Source organism: Pseudoclavibacter sp. RFBA6 (assembly GCF_002931575.1).
GTDB lineage: Bacteria > Actinomycetota > Actinomycetes > Actinomycetales > Microbacteriaceae > Pseudoclavibacter > Pseudoclavibacter terrae.
Map to the genome: position 1 here is coordinate 524,414 of NZ_PSUA01000012.1, position 14,165 is coordinate 538,578.

Below are 14,165 nucleotides of genomic sequence, written 5' to 3' on the forward strand. Positions count from 1 at the left end.
ACGATGAACTCGACCCGGGGCCCGAGCCCGCGGTGCACCTGCCCGTGCTCGAGGCGGAGTCAGGGGCGCCGGTCATGGAGGCGAAGCCGTCCTGGCGCGGCTGGGTGCATGCCGGCACGCTTCCCGTATCGGTCGTGGCTGGCATCGTGCTCATCGTGCTCGCTGAGGGCACCACCGCGAAGCTCGCCTGCGCGCTGTACGCCCTCTGCTCGTGGCTGCTGTTCGGCATCTCAGCGCTCTACCACCGCTTCAACTGGAGCGAGAAGACGCGTGTCGCACTCAAGCGCTTCGACCACGCCAACATCTTCCTGCTCATCTCGGGGACGTACGCCCCCATCGCGCTGGTCGCGTTGCCGCCGGAGAAGGGGTGGCCGCTGTTCACCGTCGTCTGGGGCGCCGCGCTGCTCGGCATCTGCTTCCGCGTGTTCTGGATCGGCGCGCCGCGCTGGCTCTACGTGGCCCTGTACATCGCTCTCGGGTGGGCGGCCGTCGCGTACCTCGGCGATATCGCGGCGGTCAACGTGGCGACGGTGGTGCTCATCGTCGTCGGAGGTCTCTTCTACACTGTGGGCGCGGTCTTCTACGCGCTCAAGCGTCCGAACTTCTGGCCAGGTCACTTCGGCTTCCATGAGCTGTTCCACGTCTTCACGGTGCTGGCGTTCCTGAGCCAGTGGACGGGCATCCTGCTCTTGTGCATCGACCCACCGGTCTTCGCCGGATAGGCGGACCGGCCTAGTTGTACTGCTCAGGGACGTTGGTTGATGTGTGACGACTCGCTGTAGGCGAGGAAATGGGGTGAGGACCTCTCGGTGCATTGTGGAGCTGCTACCACTGCACGCTTCACCAGAGAGGTCCTCATGTCCCACGCTAACGCCGCGCTGACCCCGCGTCACCGTCTGCGCCTCGCGCGTCTTGTCGCCGATGACGGTTGGACGGTCGCTGCCGCCGCCCGCTTCTTCCGAGTCTCCTGGCCCACTGCCGATCGTTGGGCTTCCCGCTATGCCGCGATGGGCGAGGCGGGCATGCAAGACCGGTCGTCGCGCCCGCACCACTCACCGACGAGGACCCCGCGGTCGCTCGTGAAGCGCATCATCGCGTTGCGCTGGCGCAAGCGGATGGGCGCGGTCGAGATCGCCGGGCAGTTGAACGTTCCGGCCTCGACCGTGCACGCGGTCCTCGTCCGGGCCCGTCTGAACCGGCTCTCGCATGTCGATGTCCGAACCGGGGAGCCCGTCCGCCGCTACGAGCACGACCACCCCGGCGCGATGATCCACGTCGACGTGAAGAAGCTCGGCAACATCCCCGACGGCGGCGGCTGGCGCTTCGTGGGGAGACGACAAGGCGACCGCAACCGCGCAGCGACTCCGGGCAAGCCCCGCACCGCGAACCACGAACGACGGATCGGGACCGCGTTCGTCCACACCGTCATCGATGACCACTCCAGAGTCGCGTACGCCGAGATCCATGACGATGAGAAAGCCGTCACCGCGATCGGGGTGCTGCGCCGAGCCGCCTCCTGGTTCCGCGATCGCGGCGTGACCGTCGAACGGGTCCTGTCCGACAACGGGTCCGCCTACAAGTCCCACGCCTGGCGAGACGCCTGCCGAGACCTCCAGATCACGCCGAAGAAGACCCGCCCCTACCGGCCGCAGACGAACGGCAAGATCGAGCGTTTCCACCGCACGCTCGCCGAGGGCTGGGACTACGCCCGCCACTACCCGAACGAAACCACACGCCGCTCAGCACTCCCGGCCTGGCTCCACACCTACAATCACCACAGACTCCACACCGGAATCGGGAAGACCACACCCATCAGCAGATTGACCAACCTGCCTGAGCAGTACACCTAGTCGGCGATCTTCTTCTTCTCGTCTGCGGCTGGCTGCGCCTCCGGTGCGGCCTGGCCGTCCGGGTGGGCGTCTGCCGGCACCACGGCGATCGAGTCTTCCGACCCTTCTACGGCGGCGGTGTCCGCCGCCTTTCCCGCAGCGATCTCGGCCTGCAGCTGCTCGCGGATGCGCGCTCGCGCCTGGACGCGGCTCGTCCGGCGGATCAGGTCCATCACGAGCAGTCCGGTCGCGACCGCGACGAAGATGAAGACGAAGAAGCCGAGCGGGCCCGGAGTCACGTCATCCGGGTTGAAGGGCAGCTCCTCCCCCGGCGTCGGCGCGGTCGCGGCGAGTGCAAGCAGCCAGGTCTGGGCCTGTGCGACGATCATCACTCGGAAGCCCCCTGGGCGCGCTGCTTGTCGTCGTTGCGCTCGTCCACACCGCTGAACAGGTCGGTCTCCGGCGTCGGCGCATCAACGCGTGAGTCCACCAGCTCGAAGTCGTCGTAGGGGTAGGCCGCCGCCTCGATGTCGCGCGGAATCGCGAAGAAGCCGCTGTCGGGCGCCACCTGGCTCGCGTGCGAACGGAGGGCCGAGTCGCGGGCGTCGAAGAACTGGTCGATCTGGATCTGGGTCGTGACGTTGCTCGGCTTGTCGCGCATCCAGGCGAGCATCTGCTCGAGGCGCTCGAGGAGCGGGGACTCCGGGTCGAGCCCCTTGATGTGCTGCAGGAGGCTGTCCGCCCGCTTCCCGTTCATCGTGCGGTCGTAGTAAAGCTTCGAGATGCGCCAGGGCGCGCCGAGCTCGGGGTGCGACGCGAGTCCGGACTCGCGCCAGACGCGCATGGAGACGTCGTGCGTGCGGATGTGGTCCGGGTGCGGGTAGCCGCCATTCTCGTCGTACGTGACGAGCACGTGCGGGCGGAACTCGCGCACGAGGCGCAGCAGCGGCCGCGCGGAGATGTCGAGTGGGATGCTCGCGAACGAGTTGACGGGCAGCGAGCCGTCTTCCGACGCCATACCGGAGTCGACGTACCCGAGCCACCGGTGCTCGACGCCGAGGAACTCCTGCGCTGCGGCCATCTCGACGCGGCGGAGGCCCGCGAGGTCACGCTGCGCGTGGAAGACGGACTCGAGCCCCGGGTTGAGGATGTCGCCAGCCTCGCCACCGGTGCAGCTGACCACCATGACCTCGGCACCCCTCGCACGGTACGCAGCGTAGGTCGCCGCGCCCTTGCTGGACTCGTCATCGGGATGGGCATGGACCGCCATCAGTCGAAGTGTCACTGGTCTCCTCGTGGAACGTTAACCTAGGTACAGAGCCTATCTCGCGCGGCCGCCAGTTTCTGGCCGTGCACACCCTCCCGCCGAGAGGAACCCCCAGTGTCAGCTGAACGCGAAACCGTCGCCGCGAGCACCCCCGCAGCTGACCTCGCCGACCGCGCTGATCTCGTCGATCGGGCTGATCTCGTCGATCGATATGGCGCGCGCGCCCCCCGCTCCGAGAAGAAGCCGGAGCGCTGGATCTGGATGGTGGTCGGGATCTTCGTCATCGCGGTCGTCGCGTTCTGGGCGACGACGACCGTCGGCCCGGTCTCCTCGTCGGCGATCCGTGCCGACACCGTCCGGTTCTCGATCCTGGACGACGCGAACGTGAGCTTCGACTACCGCATCACGGCCCCGGCGGGCACCGAGGTGACGTGCGCTATCGAGATCCGCGACGAGCAGCAGGCAGTCGTCGGCTGGGATGTCGTGGACGTCCCGCCCACCGATGAGGCGTCCCAGGTGCTGAATGCCCAGGTCCGGACGACGAAGGCGGGCACGACAGCTTTGGTGAAGGAATGCTGGTTGCCGTAGAATGGCGCTTGAGGCCCTGACTCGCGTCAGGGCTTTGGTCGTATCCGGCTGCACAAGGAGTTCCAGCATGGCTAACCCATCGGTGACCTGGCTCACCCAGGAGACGTATGACCGCCTCAAGGCGGAGCTCGACGAGCTCGCCGTGAACGGTCGTGAAGAGATCGCCAAGCGCATCGAAGAGGCGCGCGAAGACGGCGACCTCAAGGAGAACGCCGGCTATCACGCGGCGAAGGACGAGCAGGGCAAGATCGAGGCCCGCATCAATCAGCTCGAGACGATGCTGAAGAACTCCGAGGTCCGCGAGGCGCCAGAGGCGTCCGGCATCGTCGAGACGGGGACGGTCGTGACGGCCAAGATCGGCGGCAAGGAGCAGAAGTTCCTCCTCGGCAGCCGCGAGATGGCCTCGCAGACGCAGTTGCGTGTGTACTCGGGCGAGAGCCCGCTCGGGGCTTCGATCCTGGGCCTCGCGGTCGGCGCATCCACCAGCTACGAGGCGCCGAACGGCAACTCCATCGACGTCGAGATCGTCGAGGTCGAGACCTTCCACCCGTAGACATCCGCCGCAGCGCTCACGCGGTGCAGCAGAAGAGGACCTCCCGCTGGAGGTCCTCTTCTGTGTCAGGGCTGGCCGGATGCTCGGGTCATGGCATCGGGGCCGCGTCGCGGCTGGTGCGCGGCTGGTAGCCGAGCGCGCGAAGCGCATCCATCACCTGATGCGAGTGCTCGGTGCCGCGCGTCTCGACCGAGACCTCGAGCTCGACGTGGCTCACCTGCAGGCCCTTGTTGTGGCGCGTGTGCAGGACTTCGACCACGTTCGCGTTGACCTCGCTGATGGTCTTCGCGATGAGCGCGAGCTGTCCCGGCACGTCCTGCAGCTCGATGACGAGCTTCAGGTAGCGATCGGATGCGGCGAGCCCGCGGCTCAGCACCTTCTCGAGCATGAGCGGGTCGATGTTGCCGCCGGAGAGGATCGCAACGGTCGTGCCCGCGTCCTTGATCTTGCCGGCGAGGATCGCCGCGACGGCAGTCGCCCCGGCTGGTTCGGCGACGAGCTTGGCGCGCTCGACGAGCAGCAGGATCGCCCGCGAGATGTCGTCCTCGGAGACCGTGACCACCTCATCAACGAGGTTGCGCACGACCTCGAACGTGATGTCCCCTGGCACGTCGACGGCGATGCCGTCGGCGATCGTCGGCCGCGCCTGGATCTTCACCGGGTAGCCCGCCTCGAGTGAGACCGGGAAGGGCGCGGAGTTCGCGGCCTGTACTCCGATGATGCGGATCGGTCGGCCACGCTGCTCTCCGAGGAGCGACGCCGCGACGCTGACGCCCGAGATGAGGCCGCCGCCGCCGATGGGCACGATGATCGTGTCGACGTCGGGTGCCTGCTCGAGGATGTCGAGCGCGAGCGTGGCCTGCCCCGTGATGATGTCGGCGTGGTCGTACGGGTGGATGAACTCCGCCCCCGTGTCGACCGCGAACTGCTTCGCCGCGACCAGAGCGTCGGCGACGTTGACACCGGTGAGGACCACGTCGGCGCCGTAGCCACGCGTGGCCTGCAGCTTGGGAAGCGGAACGCCGACGGGCATGAAGATCGTCGCCTTGATGCCGAGCTCTCGCGCAGCGAACGCGACGCCCTGCGCATGGTTTCCTGCCGAGGCGGCGACGACGCCGCGAGACCGCTGCTCTTCGCTCAGCTGCGAGAGGCGGTACGTCGCGCCGCGAATCTTGTACGACCCGGTGCGCTGCATGTTCTCGCACTTGAGCAGCACGGGCGAGCCGAGCTTCTCCGAGAGGAACCGCGCCGAGTCGATGGGCGTCTGCGAGATGACCTGCCGCACGATTTCGCGTGCCGCGACGATCTGGTCCAGCGTGATGGTGGGAGCGGTCATACCGTGCTTGCCTTCTGTTCGCGCTGCGACTTCTCGCGCTGGGGTGTCGGGGGCTTCGTGATCTTGGTCGGGTCGGGTTCGTCCCGCCAGGAGCCCCGTGAGATGTACTGGACCATGACCTTGCCCGCGGCGACGAGCGGGACCGCGAAGACGGCTCCGGCGATGCCGCCGAAGATGGTTCCGGCACTCACCGACAGCAGCACGGCGAGCGGATGCAGCTTGACGGCGCTGCCCATGATCAGCGGCTGGAGGATGTGCGACTCGATCTGCATGACGGCCACGACGACGATGAGCATGATGAGGGCGTTGAGGAAGCCGTTGTACGCCAGTGCGACGGCGACGGCGATCGTGCCGGCCGAGATCGCTCCGATGTAGGGCACGAACGAGGCGAGGAACACGATGACGCCGATCGGCAGCGCGAACGGCACCTGGAGGATGACGGCACCGAGGTAGATGCCGACAGCATCGATGAGGGCGACCAGCACCTGCACCCGCACGTAGTGGCCCACGGAGATCCACCCGCGCTGCCCGGCTCCGTCGATGGCGGCGCGCGCCTTCTTGGGGAAGATCGACACGATGAAGAGCCAGATGCTGCGGCCGTCGAGCAGGTAGAAGATCAGCGCGAACGCGGTGACGAGCGTCCCGGCGAGGAACGCGGCGACGTTGGACCCGACCGAGACAGCCTGCGATGCGATGGAGTTGACGTTCGACTGCACCCAGTCGACGATCTCGCTCAGACCGGCGTCGACCTGTTCCTCGGTGACGTGCAGCGGGGAGTCCCTGAGGAACTGCAGGGCCAGCTGGTACTGCGCCTCGAGCTTCCCGAGGTCGAGGTTGAACCCCTGCGCGAACTGGCTGATCACGAGCGTGATGAGGGTGCCTATGGCGACCAGCAGCACGATGAGCGACAGGATGAGCGCGGCCCAGCGCGGCAGCCCGCTCCCCACCAGCCACTTCATGAGCGGGGCCAGCAGCGATGCGAGCAGTGCGGCCACGAGCAGGGGGATCACGAGGAGCGACGCCTGGGTGACGAGCCAGCCGAGCGGGATGAGGGCGAGCAGGATCGCCACGCTGCGCCAGGCCCAGGCAGCGCCGATGCGAAGGCCTCGTGGGACGAGCTCGTCTTCGCTCTCATTGCGCAGCGCCGGCGAGGGATTCTGCGCCAGTGTGGAGCCGGTTCTCGTCGAAGCCGCCGTGGCGGTCGTCTCGTCGAGGTCTCGTTCGGTCATAGGCTCAATACTAGGAGCGCCCGCGGGCGCGTCGGTGCCACTAGAACTGCACCCGCGGGGGCTGCGATATGGCGGCCCGGTCGGCCACTTCGAAGAACGACCGCTGCTCGTAGTGGAGCGGGCCCGCGACGAGATTGTTCGGGAACACCTTGACCTTGGTGTTGTACTCGCGCACGCCTCCGTTGTAGAAGCGGCGCGATGCCTGGATGCGGTTCTCCACGTCGACGAGGTCGGACTGCAGCTGCAGGAACTCCCGACTCGCCTGCAGCTGCGGGTAGGCCTCTGCGGCGGCGAAGAGACCGCGGAGCGCGCCCTGCACGCGGTTCTCGGCAGCGCTCACCTCTTCAGGTGTCTCCGCCTGGGAGCTGGCCTGGCGCGCCTGGTCGAATGCGGCGAAGGCCTTGTCCTCGTGTGTTGCGAAGGTTCGCACGCTGCTCTCGAGCTGCGGAAGGAGTTCCTCGCGCGCGACGAGCTGCGCGGTGATGTCAGTCCAGGCTGCATCCACGCGTGCCTGCAGCCGCTTCAACGAGCGGCTCGTGGCGACCGCGTACACGGCGATGGCAATGACGATGAGGAGCACGGCTCCGACGGCGATCCAGACTTCGAGCATGCCGGAATGGTAACCCGCATCGACTGCGAGGCGGCGGGGTCAGCTCACCGCTTGAGCGAATTCACTGGACGCGGACTCCGCGAGGTGCCGGAGGTGGTCTGGGATGGGCATCCCGCGGCGGCGAGCTGCCTGCGCCCACAGGCGCCCCGCTCGGTACGACGATCGGACGAGCGGGCCGGCCAGGACGGCGAGGAAGCCGATCTCCTCGGCGACCGACTTCAGCTCGACGAACTCCTGCGGCTTCACCCAACGGTCGACCGGTAGGTGCCGTGGACTGGGACGCAGGTACTGCGTGAGCGTGATGATGTCGCAGCCTGCCTCGTGAAGGTCGGTGAGCGCCTGCTCGATCTCGCGCCGCTCCTCCCCCATTCCGAGGATCAGATTGGACTTCGTGACGAGGCCCGCGTTCCTCGCCTGGGTGATGACGCCGAGGGACCGCTCATACCGGAACGCGGGGCGGATGCGCTTGAAGATGCGAGGCACGGTCTCGACGTTGTGTGCGAACACCTCCGGCCGGGACGAGAAGACCTCTGCGAGCAGCTCCGGGTTTCCGGAGAAGTCGGTCGCAAGGATCTCAACCCCTGTTGCGGGGTTGTCGGCGTGGATGCGTCGCACCGTCTCCGCGTGCAGCCATGCGCCCTCGTCCGGCAGGTCGTCTCGAGCGACACCCGTCACCGTCGCGTAGCGGAGCCCCATCGAGGTCACCGACTCGGCGACCCTCCGCGGTTCGTCGGTGTCGTACTCCGCTGGCTTGCCCGTGTCGATCTGGCAGAAGTCGCACCGGCGCGTGCACTGCGATCCCCCGATGAGGAACGTGGCCTCCCTGTCTTCCCAGCACTCGTAGATGTTGGGGCACCCTGCCTCCTGGCAGACCGTGTGCAGACCACCCTCCTTCACGAGCTCGGAGACCCTCGTGAACTCGGGCCCCATCTTGGCTCTCGTCTTGATCCACTCCGGCTTGCGCTCGATCGGCGTCTGCGCGTTGCGCGCCTCGACACGGAGCAGCTTCCGCCCTTCCGGCTTGATCGTCATGCTGCGACCGCCCTGCTGACATCCAAGTGCTCGATGAGCACCTGGGCCGCTCGCGGAGCGATCTGAGAGGGAGTCACGACTACTCGCTGCAGCTCAGCGTTCAGCGACGTCACGCCTGCGTCGGTGATGCCGCACGGCACGATGCGCGCGAACGGCTCGAGTGCATTCGAGCAGTTCAAGGCGAAGCCGTGCATCGTGCACCCCTGGACCACCCGGACGCCGATCGCCGCGATCTTTCGCGGCGCATCCTCGTGCCCCACCCAGACGCCCGACCTCCCCGCCACCTGCCTGCCTTCAACCCCGTACTCCGAGACAAGCTGAATGAGCGCGGTCTCGAGCCGGCGCACGTGAGCGACCACGTCGATGGGTTCAGGCAACCTCACGATCGGGTAGCCGACGAGCTGACCCGGCCCGTGCCAGGTCAACCGTCCGCCCCTATCTGCATCAACCACCGGAGTGCCGTCAACGGGCCGATCACTCGCCCGCGTGAGACGACCCGCGGTGTAGACGCTCTGGTGCTCGAGCAGCACAAGCGCGTCGCCGCGCTCACCGCACACCCGCTCGGAGTGCAGCGTTCGCTGGAGGGCGAGAGCCTCGGCGTAGTCGACCGCGGCGGGGCCGAATCCCGGTGTGAGTACATCCATCATGGCCACAGTCTGGCATATGTTGTACGCAGTGCAACAATGCTACTGACCGAGAAGAGGGTGGTCTTTCGACCACCCCCTCGGTGACGACTGCCGCGCGTCAGACTGCGATCTGCGATGCGACCGTCTTCAGCTTGTGCCGAGCCAGGGCCAGGTTCGCGCTCGTACGACTGAGCACGAGGTAGATGAAGAGGCCGTTCGAGCCCGGAGTGTTGAGGACATTGATCAGGTGGTACTGGGAGCTGAGCGTGATCAGGATGTCGTCGATCTCGTCCGTGACGCCGAGCTCGGACATCGTGCTGAGCTTCGCCCGCACGACGTTCGAGTTGCCGGCAGCCGCGATCCCGAGGTCGAAGGACGGATTGCCGCCCTGAGCGAGCGCCATGCCGCTCGCGTAGTCGACGATCGCGGCGCCAGTCGCGCCCTCGATGCTCAGCAGTTGCTTGATGGCTTCATCCAGTGAACTCATTTGATGTTTCCCCTTTGCGTGTCGAGTAGGCAGCGAATCGACCACCGGAACGTACCCCAGAAGATCGTCCTGAGTTATCGTCCATTCTGAAATCGATTCGTCGCCCGACTCCCCCTTGCCGACCAGATCGCCAACCGATACGTCGCTGCCGCGAACGGCCCCAAATTCAAGGCCGGAAACTTGCAGCACCGCATCGGACGCTCGAGCCTCCGCACCAGCCAGCCCGAAGAGACGCCGCCACCTGGGCAGTGAATCGGGTGTCTGCACGTCAACCTCAGCCGCGTCGAAGATCGTGTCGGTGTCGGCTGCCGACGGCAGCCGACTCGACCATAACTCACAGCGGATGCCTATCAGGACGCGGATCTCGGCGCGAGTCGTATAGATTTAGCTCGTCCGAGTTCGCGGTTCGTCGCGAGGGGGCGGACAAACGACGCGTCGTCGATCCCAGAATCACGCGTCGCAGAGCTATCGAGGGGGAACGATGGACACTCTTGTGCAGATCACCGGCGCAACAGCTTCGTACGGCAACCGGCAGGTGCTGCGAGAGGTAGACCTCACCTTGTTCAGAGGCCAGATCGTTGGCCTCATCGGCATCAACGGAGCCGGAAAGAGCACCCTCGTCAGCACCCTCGTCGGGCGCCACCAACTGGAATCCGGAATCATGATTCTTGATGACGAACCGTACGCACCAACCTCACTCGAAGAAGCGCAGGCCTGCGGAGTCGGTGTGATCGCGCAGAACGCCGAGCCCCCGAACGGGCTGACCGTCGCGCAGGCCCTGTTCCGAAACACCTACCGTGCGGGAGAGGCGCACGAAGCCGTGCTCGAGCGTGCCCAAGAGCTTCTGGAGCTCACCGGCGCAGAGCTCGATCTCGAGGCCATGGTCAACGAGCTCGACCGCGGGCGCCGCGCGCTCGTCGAGGTCGTGCGCATGCTCGCGGAGGAGGCGCAACTCGTCGTCATCGACGAAGTGGCCGTCACTCTGGCGGATCACGAGATCGCACTCCTCCACCGCGTTCTGCGCCAACTGGCAGCGCAGGGACGCGGCATTCTCTACATCACACACCGCATGGACGAGGTTCAGTCGATCGTCGACCGCGTGCTCGTCCTCCGCGAGGGCAAGATTGCCATCGACACGCCCATCTCGGGCCTCAGCTCGGAAGAGCTCACGATCATGCTCATCGGAGAACTCCCGGAAGCTGACGCGACGCTCGCTATCGCCGCGGACGACGCGCATCGCGCCGCACTCGCAGCGTTCGGCGTCGGAGACGGCGACCACCTGCACGGTGTCGACCTGCACGTCCGGCCCGGCGAGGTAGTCGGCATCACCGGAACGCACGACTCGGGTGTTCGTCAGCTCATCGAGATCCTCGGTGGTGCGCAGCGCCCGCGTGAAGGCCACGTCGAGCTCTTCGGAGAACCCATCGACCTCGCAGAAGAGGGCGCGGCTGAGTCGCACGGCGTGAGCTTCCTGCCCGACGCAGTCCCGTCATTCGACGCAGATCGGAGCCTCATCCAGGGCGTGGACAAGAGCGACAGCTCGCTCAGCGCTGAGATCTCACGGGCACGCAAGATGATCGATCTCGTGCACCGACTGCGCATCAACACCACCAACATCAACGCAGCGCTCGACGAGCTGTCCGGCGGTGACCAGCAGAAGGCCGAATTCATTCGCGCCGTGGAGCGGGGCGGCAACGTCCTCGTACTTGCACACCCGACGCAGGGCGTCGACGTGGGCGCACGACGTTCCGTGTTCGCGTTCCTCCACAGCCTCGCCGAAACCGGCACCTCGGTGGTGTTCCTCGGCACCGACATGACCGAGCTCCTGCAGTGGAGCCACCGAGTTGTTGTGATCGCCAACGGCCGCACTGCTCTTGAAGGACGGTCCGATCTGCTCGATGAGGACATGATCGTGCACGCCATGCTCGGCGCGCAGCGTCCCGAACGCCTGGGACGCCGCGCCGCCATCACCCCGTAGACGATCAGAGTTCTGCAGGCTGCTGCCCGGCGAACACCGAGCAGCAGCCTTGAGACTCAGCTCGGCGAGCCCTCTCGAGAGAATGCAGCTGCCCGGTTCACCTGATCCGGCGTAATCCTCGTGCCCGTGTACTTCTCGAACTGACGCGCCGCCTGCAGCGCAGCCACGGCCGCGCCCGTGATCACGGGGACTCCACGAGCACGTGCGAGACGGATGAGCGGGGTCTCGGCGGGGAACGCGACGACGTCGAACACGAGCTCGGCGGCGGCCACCTGCTCCTCGCTGAACGACAGCGAGTCCTCATCCGCCCCGGTCATTCCGAGCGGGGTCACGTTGACAAGCGCAAACGCGCCAGGCGCCGGATCTGTTGCCTGCCAGCGGTACCCGTACTTCCCAGCGAGCGCCGAACCCGCAGCCTGATTGCGCGCGACGACCGTGACGTCCGCGAAGCCGGCATCTCGGAACGCGGCCACGACCGCCTTGGCCATTCCGCCTGCCCCACGCACCACGACCGGGAGTGAGGGCCTGATCTTGTGCTCCTCGATGAGCTCGGCGATGGCCTCGTAATCGGTGTTGGATGCGATCAGCTTTCCGCCCTCGTTGACGATCGTGTTGACCGACTCGATAGCCAGCGCCGAGGGGTCGAGCTCATCGACGAGCGGGATGACGGCTTCCTTGAACGGCATGGACACCGAGCAGCCGCGGATACCGAGTGCACGAACTCCGCGAACGGCGCCCTCGATGTCCTCCGTGGTGAACGCCTTGTAGATGAAGTTCAGGCCGAGCTCGTCATAGAGGAAATTGTGGAAGCGCGTCCCAAGATTTGACGGCCGGGCGGCGAGCGAGATGCAGAGGGTCATGTCCTTGTTCAGAATCGGCATGACGCCAGTATGGCGCGCAACAAGCCCGCCTTGCCACGCGGACCTCGAAGCACGCGGTGAACGAGCGAAGTGCCCCACCAGGGACTCGAACCCTGACCTGGAAAGATTTTAAGTCTTCTGCCTCTGCCAATTGGGCTAGTGGGGCGTACACGTCGGGGCCGCCCCATCCGGAGATGAGGCGGCCCCGACAAGCGTTGCTACTTGCTGTCGCCAGCGGGAGCCTTCGCCGAGCGGGCGGCGGACTTGGGAGCTGCCGCACCTGCCTCAGCCGTGACCTTCTCGGCGGTGCTCTTGCCGCTCGTGTCGGCGGCGGGCTTGTCCGACGGCGCTGCGGGCTTGCCGCCGCCGTGCTCGCTCGACGCGGGGAGCTTCTCAGGCGCGTCCTTCTTCGTCTCTGCGACGGCCGGGCGGGGACGCGAAGCGAACCGCTCGAAGCCGGCGCGAGGCGTCTCGCGGGCACTGAGCGACACGAAGTCGCGGCCGAGCACGAAGTTGTTGATCCAGCCCGTGAGCACGCGGATCTTGCGCTCGACGGTCGGGATCGCGAGGTCGTGGTAGCCGCGGTGCGCGAGCCAGGCGAGCACGCCGGTCAGGGCGAAGGTGCCCGACTGGAAGGCGCCGACGCCGATACCAAGGCCGGCAACCGCGCCCATGTTCTCGTGGTAGTAGTCCTTCGGCGTTCCGCCGCGAAGCGTCGCGACGAGGTTCGAGGCCATGAGCTTGCCCTGGCGAACGGCGTGCTGCGCGTTCGGCACGCAGAAGCCGCCGACTCCGCCACCGGAGAGGTCGGGAACGGCGGACACGTCGCCGGCTGCCCAGGCGTCCTGCACGATGCCGTTGTCGCCCTCGACCCGGAGGTCGGCGCGCGCGCGGAGGCGTCCGCGCTCGTCGACGGGGAGGTCGCTGTTGCTCTTGATGATCGGAGCGGCCATGACGCCAGCCGTCCAGACGATGACGTCCGTGGGGAACTTGTCGCCAGCCGACGTCTCGACGACACCGTCAAGCGCAGAGGTGACCTGCGTGTTGAGGTGCACGGTCGCGCCGCGCTCGGCGAGGTTCTTGATGACCCAGAGAGCCGTGTCCTCGGAGACCTCGGGCATGATGCGCCCGGCGGCTTCGATGAGGTGGAAGTGCACGTCGTCGAACTGCAGCGACGGGTAGTCCTCGAGCAGCGCGGTCGCGAGCGAACGCATCTCCGCGAACGACTCGATGCCGGCGAAGCCACCGCCGACGACCACGAAGGTCAGGAGGCGCGTGCGCTCCGGGCCGGGGGCCATCGTCGACGCCTTGTTGAAGTTGTCGATCATCGTGTCGCGGATCCACGTGGCCTCTTCGACCGTCTTCACGCCGATGGCGTTGTCGGCGATGCCCGGGATCGGGAACGTGCGCGATACAGCGCCCGCGGTGACCACGATGATGTCGTAGTTGACCGTGTAGGGCTCGCCGATCTCAGGCGTGATGGTCGCCGTCTTCGTGGCGTGGTCGATGTTCGTGACCTCAGCCGTGATGACACGCGAGCGCTTGAGGTGACGTCGCAGCGAGACGACCGCGTGACGCGGCTCGATGTTTCCGCTGATGACCTCGGGAAGGAACGGCTGGTACGTCATGTACGGCAGTGGGTCGACAACCGTGACCTGGGCTTCGCCCGGGTTCAGCTGCTTCTCGAGCTGCCATGCCGTGTAGAAGCCGGCGTAACCTCCGCCAACGATGAGAATCTTAGTCACGTACTTGTACTCCCTGCATGCGATG

Annotated in this window: 15 protein-coding genes and 1 tRNA gene; 5 read left to right on the top strand and 11 right to left on the bottom strand. The window is 66.6% G+C overall.

Annotated elements, in window-relative coordinates; all coding sequences use genetic code 11:
• Positions 1 to 74: 74 nt before the first annotated feature.
• Together C5C17_RS12440 and C5C17_RS12445 are read left to right on the top strand one after the other, a co-directional pair.
• Positions 75 to 722, top strand: a complete 648-nt coding sequence (locus C5C17_RS12440; protein WP_104253878.1) for a hemolysin III family protein — start codon at positions 75 to 77, stop codon at positions 720 to 722.
• A 135-nt stretch (positions 723 to 857) separates the two neighbouring features.
• On the top strand, positions 858 to 1,850 hold the full coding sequence (locus C5C17_RS12445) for an IS481 family transposase (protein WP_104253672.1): 993 nt from the start codon (positions 858 to 860) through the stop codon (positions 1,848 to 1,850).
• Here the strand turns inward: C5C17_RS12445 and C5C17_RS12450 are convergent.
• Positions 1,847 to 2,221: a hypothetical protein gene (locus tag C5C17_RS12450; RefSeq protein WP_146079172.1), complete on the bottom strand. Its 375-nt coding sequence runs from the start codon at positions 2,219 to 2,221 to the stop codon at positions 1,847 to 1,849. The two genes, C5C17_RS12445 and C5C17_RS12450, sit on opposite strands and share 4 nt — an antisense overlap.
• Positions 2,218 to 3,114 (bottom strand): mycothiol conjugate amidase Mca, encoded by an 897-nt coding sequence (gene mca / locus C5C17_RS12455; protein WP_258066192.1) that lies wholly within the window; start codon positions 3,112 to 3,114, stop codon positions 2,218 to 2,220. The genes C5C17_RS12450 and mca overlap by 4 nt, the downstream gene beginning before the upstream one ends.
• Positions 3,115 to 3,210: 96 nt before the next feature.
• Between mca and C5C17_RS12460 the strand changes: the two genes are divergently transcribed.
• Both C5C17_RS12460 and greA read left to right on the top strand, forming a co-directional pair.
• Positions 3,211 to 3,684: a DUF4307 domain-containing protein gene (locus tag C5C17_RS12460; protein ID WP_104253675.1), complete on the top strand. Its 474-nt coding sequence runs from the start codon at positions 3,211 to 3,213 to the stop codon at positions 3,682 to 3,684.
• 67 nt (positions 3,685 to 3,751) lie between these two features.
• A complete protein-coding gene (greA, locus tag C5C17_RS12465) occupies positions 3,752 to 4,237 on the top strand; it encodes a transcription elongation factor GreA (RefSeq protein WP_104253676.1) in 486 nt (161 codons plus the stop codon).
• 88 nt (positions 4,238 to 4,325) lie between these two features.
• On the opposite strand, the gene ilvA is transcribed toward greA, so the two are convergent.
• From ilvA to C5C17_RS18965, 6 genes are all read right to left on the bottom strand, one after another.
• Entirely contained in the window at positions 4,326 to 5,573 is a 1,248-nt protein-coding gene (gene ilvA / locus C5C17_RS12470) for a threonine ammonia-lyase (RefSeq protein WP_104253677.1), read from the bottom strand.
• A complete protein-coding gene (locus C5C17_RS12475) occupies positions 5,570 to 6,802 on the bottom strand; it encodes an AI-2E family transporter (protein ID WP_104253678.1) in 1,233 nt (410 codons plus the stop codon). Before C5C17_RS12475 ends, ilvA begins: the two co-directional genes overlap by 4 nt.
• A gap of 40 nt (positions 6,803 to 6,842) precedes the next feature.
• A complete protein-coding gene (locus C5C17_RS12480) occupies positions 6,843 to 7,412 on the bottom strand; it encodes a LemA family protein (RefSeq protein ID WP_104253679.1) in 570 nt (189 codons plus the stop codon).
• A 39-nt stretch (positions 7,413 to 7,451) separates the two neighbouring features.
• The gene (gene lipA / locus C5C17_RS12485) at positions 7,452 to 8,444 is read right to left on the bottom strand and encodes a lipoyl synthase (RefSeq protein ID WP_104253680.1); all 993 of its coding nucleotides are present in this window, start codon (positions 8,442 to 8,444) and stop codon (positions 7,452 to 7,454) included.
• Entirely contained in the window at positions 8,441 to 9,091 is a 651-nt protein-coding gene (gene lipB / locus C5C17_RS12490) for a lipoyl(octanoyl) transferase LipB (protein ID WP_104253681.1), read from the bottom strand. The genes lipA and lipB overlap by 4 nt, the downstream gene beginning before the upstream one ends.
• Before the next feature lie 97 nt (positions 9,092 to 9,188).
• Positions 9,189 to 9,824, bottom strand: a complete 636-nt coding sequence (locus tag C5C17_RS18965) for a hypothetical protein (protein WP_258066193.1) — start codon at positions 9,822 to 9,824, stop codon at positions 9,189 to 9,191.
• A gap of 214 nt (positions 9,825 to 10,038) precedes the next feature.
• Between C5C17_RS18965 and C5C17_RS12500 the strand changes: the two genes are divergently transcribed.
• The gene (locus tag C5C17_RS12500; RefSeq protein ID WP_104253683.1) at positions 10,039 to 11,535 is read left to right on the top strand and encodes an ATP-binding cassette domain-containing protein; all 1,497 of its coding nucleotides are present in this window, start codon (positions 10,039 to 10,041) and stop codon (positions 11,533 to 11,535) included.
• 56 nt (positions 11,536 to 11,591) lie between these two features.
• On the opposite strand, the gene C5C17_RS12505 is transcribed toward C5C17_RS12500, so the two are convergent.
• The 3 genes from C5C17_RS12505 to C5C17_RS12515 form a co-directional block, all read right to left on the bottom strand.
• Positions 11,592 to 12,416 carry a shikimate 5-dehydrogenase gene (locus tag C5C17_RS12505; RefSeq protein WP_104253684.1) on the bottom strand — a complete coding sequence of 275 codons (825 nt, stop codon included), beginning with the start codon at positions 12,414 to 12,416 and terminating at the stop codon, positions 11,592 to 11,594.
• A 70-nt stretch (positions 12,417 to 12,486) separates the two neighbouring features.
• Positions 12,487 to 12,561: transfer RNA gene (locus C5C17_RS12510), tRNA-Leu, on the bottom strand.
• Positions 12,562 to 12,613: 52 nt separating this feature from the next.
• Entirely contained in the window at positions 12,614 to 14,140 is a 1,527-nt protein-coding gene (locus tag C5C17_RS12515) for an NAD(P)/FAD-dependent oxidoreductase (protein ID WP_104253685.1), read from the bottom strand.
• Positions 14,141 to 14,165 lie beyond the last annotated feature (25 nt).

What these genes read in the sequence shown, in the direction of transcription:
- C5C17_RS12440 (WP_104253878.1), top strand. Translation starts at nt 75, where the DNA reads ATGGAGGCGAAGCCGTCCTGGCGCGGCTGGGTGCATGCCGGCACGCTT.
- C5C17_RS12445 (WP_104253672.1), top strand. Translation starts at nt 858, where the DNA reads ATGTCCCACGCTAACGCCGCGCTGACCCCGCGTCACCGTCTGCGCCTC.
- greA (WP_104253676.1), top strand. Translation starts at nt 3,752, where the DNA reads ATGGCTAACCCATCGGTGACCTGGCTCACCCAGGAGACGTATGACCGC.
- ilvA (WP_104253677.1), bottom strand. Translation starts at nt 5,573, where the DNA reads ATGACCGCTCCCACCATCACGCTGGACCAGATCGTCGCGGCACGCGAA.
- C5C17_RS12475 (WP_104253678.1), bottom strand. Translation starts at nt 6,802, where the DNA reads ATGACCGAACGAGACCTCGACGAGACGACCGCCACGGCGGCTTCGACG.
- C5C17_RS12480 (WP_104253679.1), bottom strand. Translation starts at nt 7,412, where the DNA reads ATGCTCGAAGTCTGGATCGCCGTCGGAGCCGTGCTCCTCATCGTCATT.
- lipA (WP_104253680.1), bottom strand. Translation starts at nt 8,444, where the DNA reads ATGACGATCAAGCCGGAAGGGCGGAAGCTGCTCCGTGTCGAGGCGCGC.
- lipB (WP_104253681.1), bottom strand. Translation starts at nt 9,091, where the DNA reads ATGATGGATGTACTCACACCGGGATTCGGCCCCGCCGCGGTCGACTAC.
- C5C17_RS12500 (WP_104253683.1), top strand. Translation starts at nt 10,039, where the DNA reads ATGGACACTCTTGTGCAGATCACCGGCGCAACAGCTTCGTACGGCAAC.
- C5C17_RS12505 (WP_104253684.1), bottom strand. Translation starts at nt 12,416, where the DNA reads ATGCCGATTCTGAACAAGGACATGACCCTCTGCATCTCGCTCGCCGCC.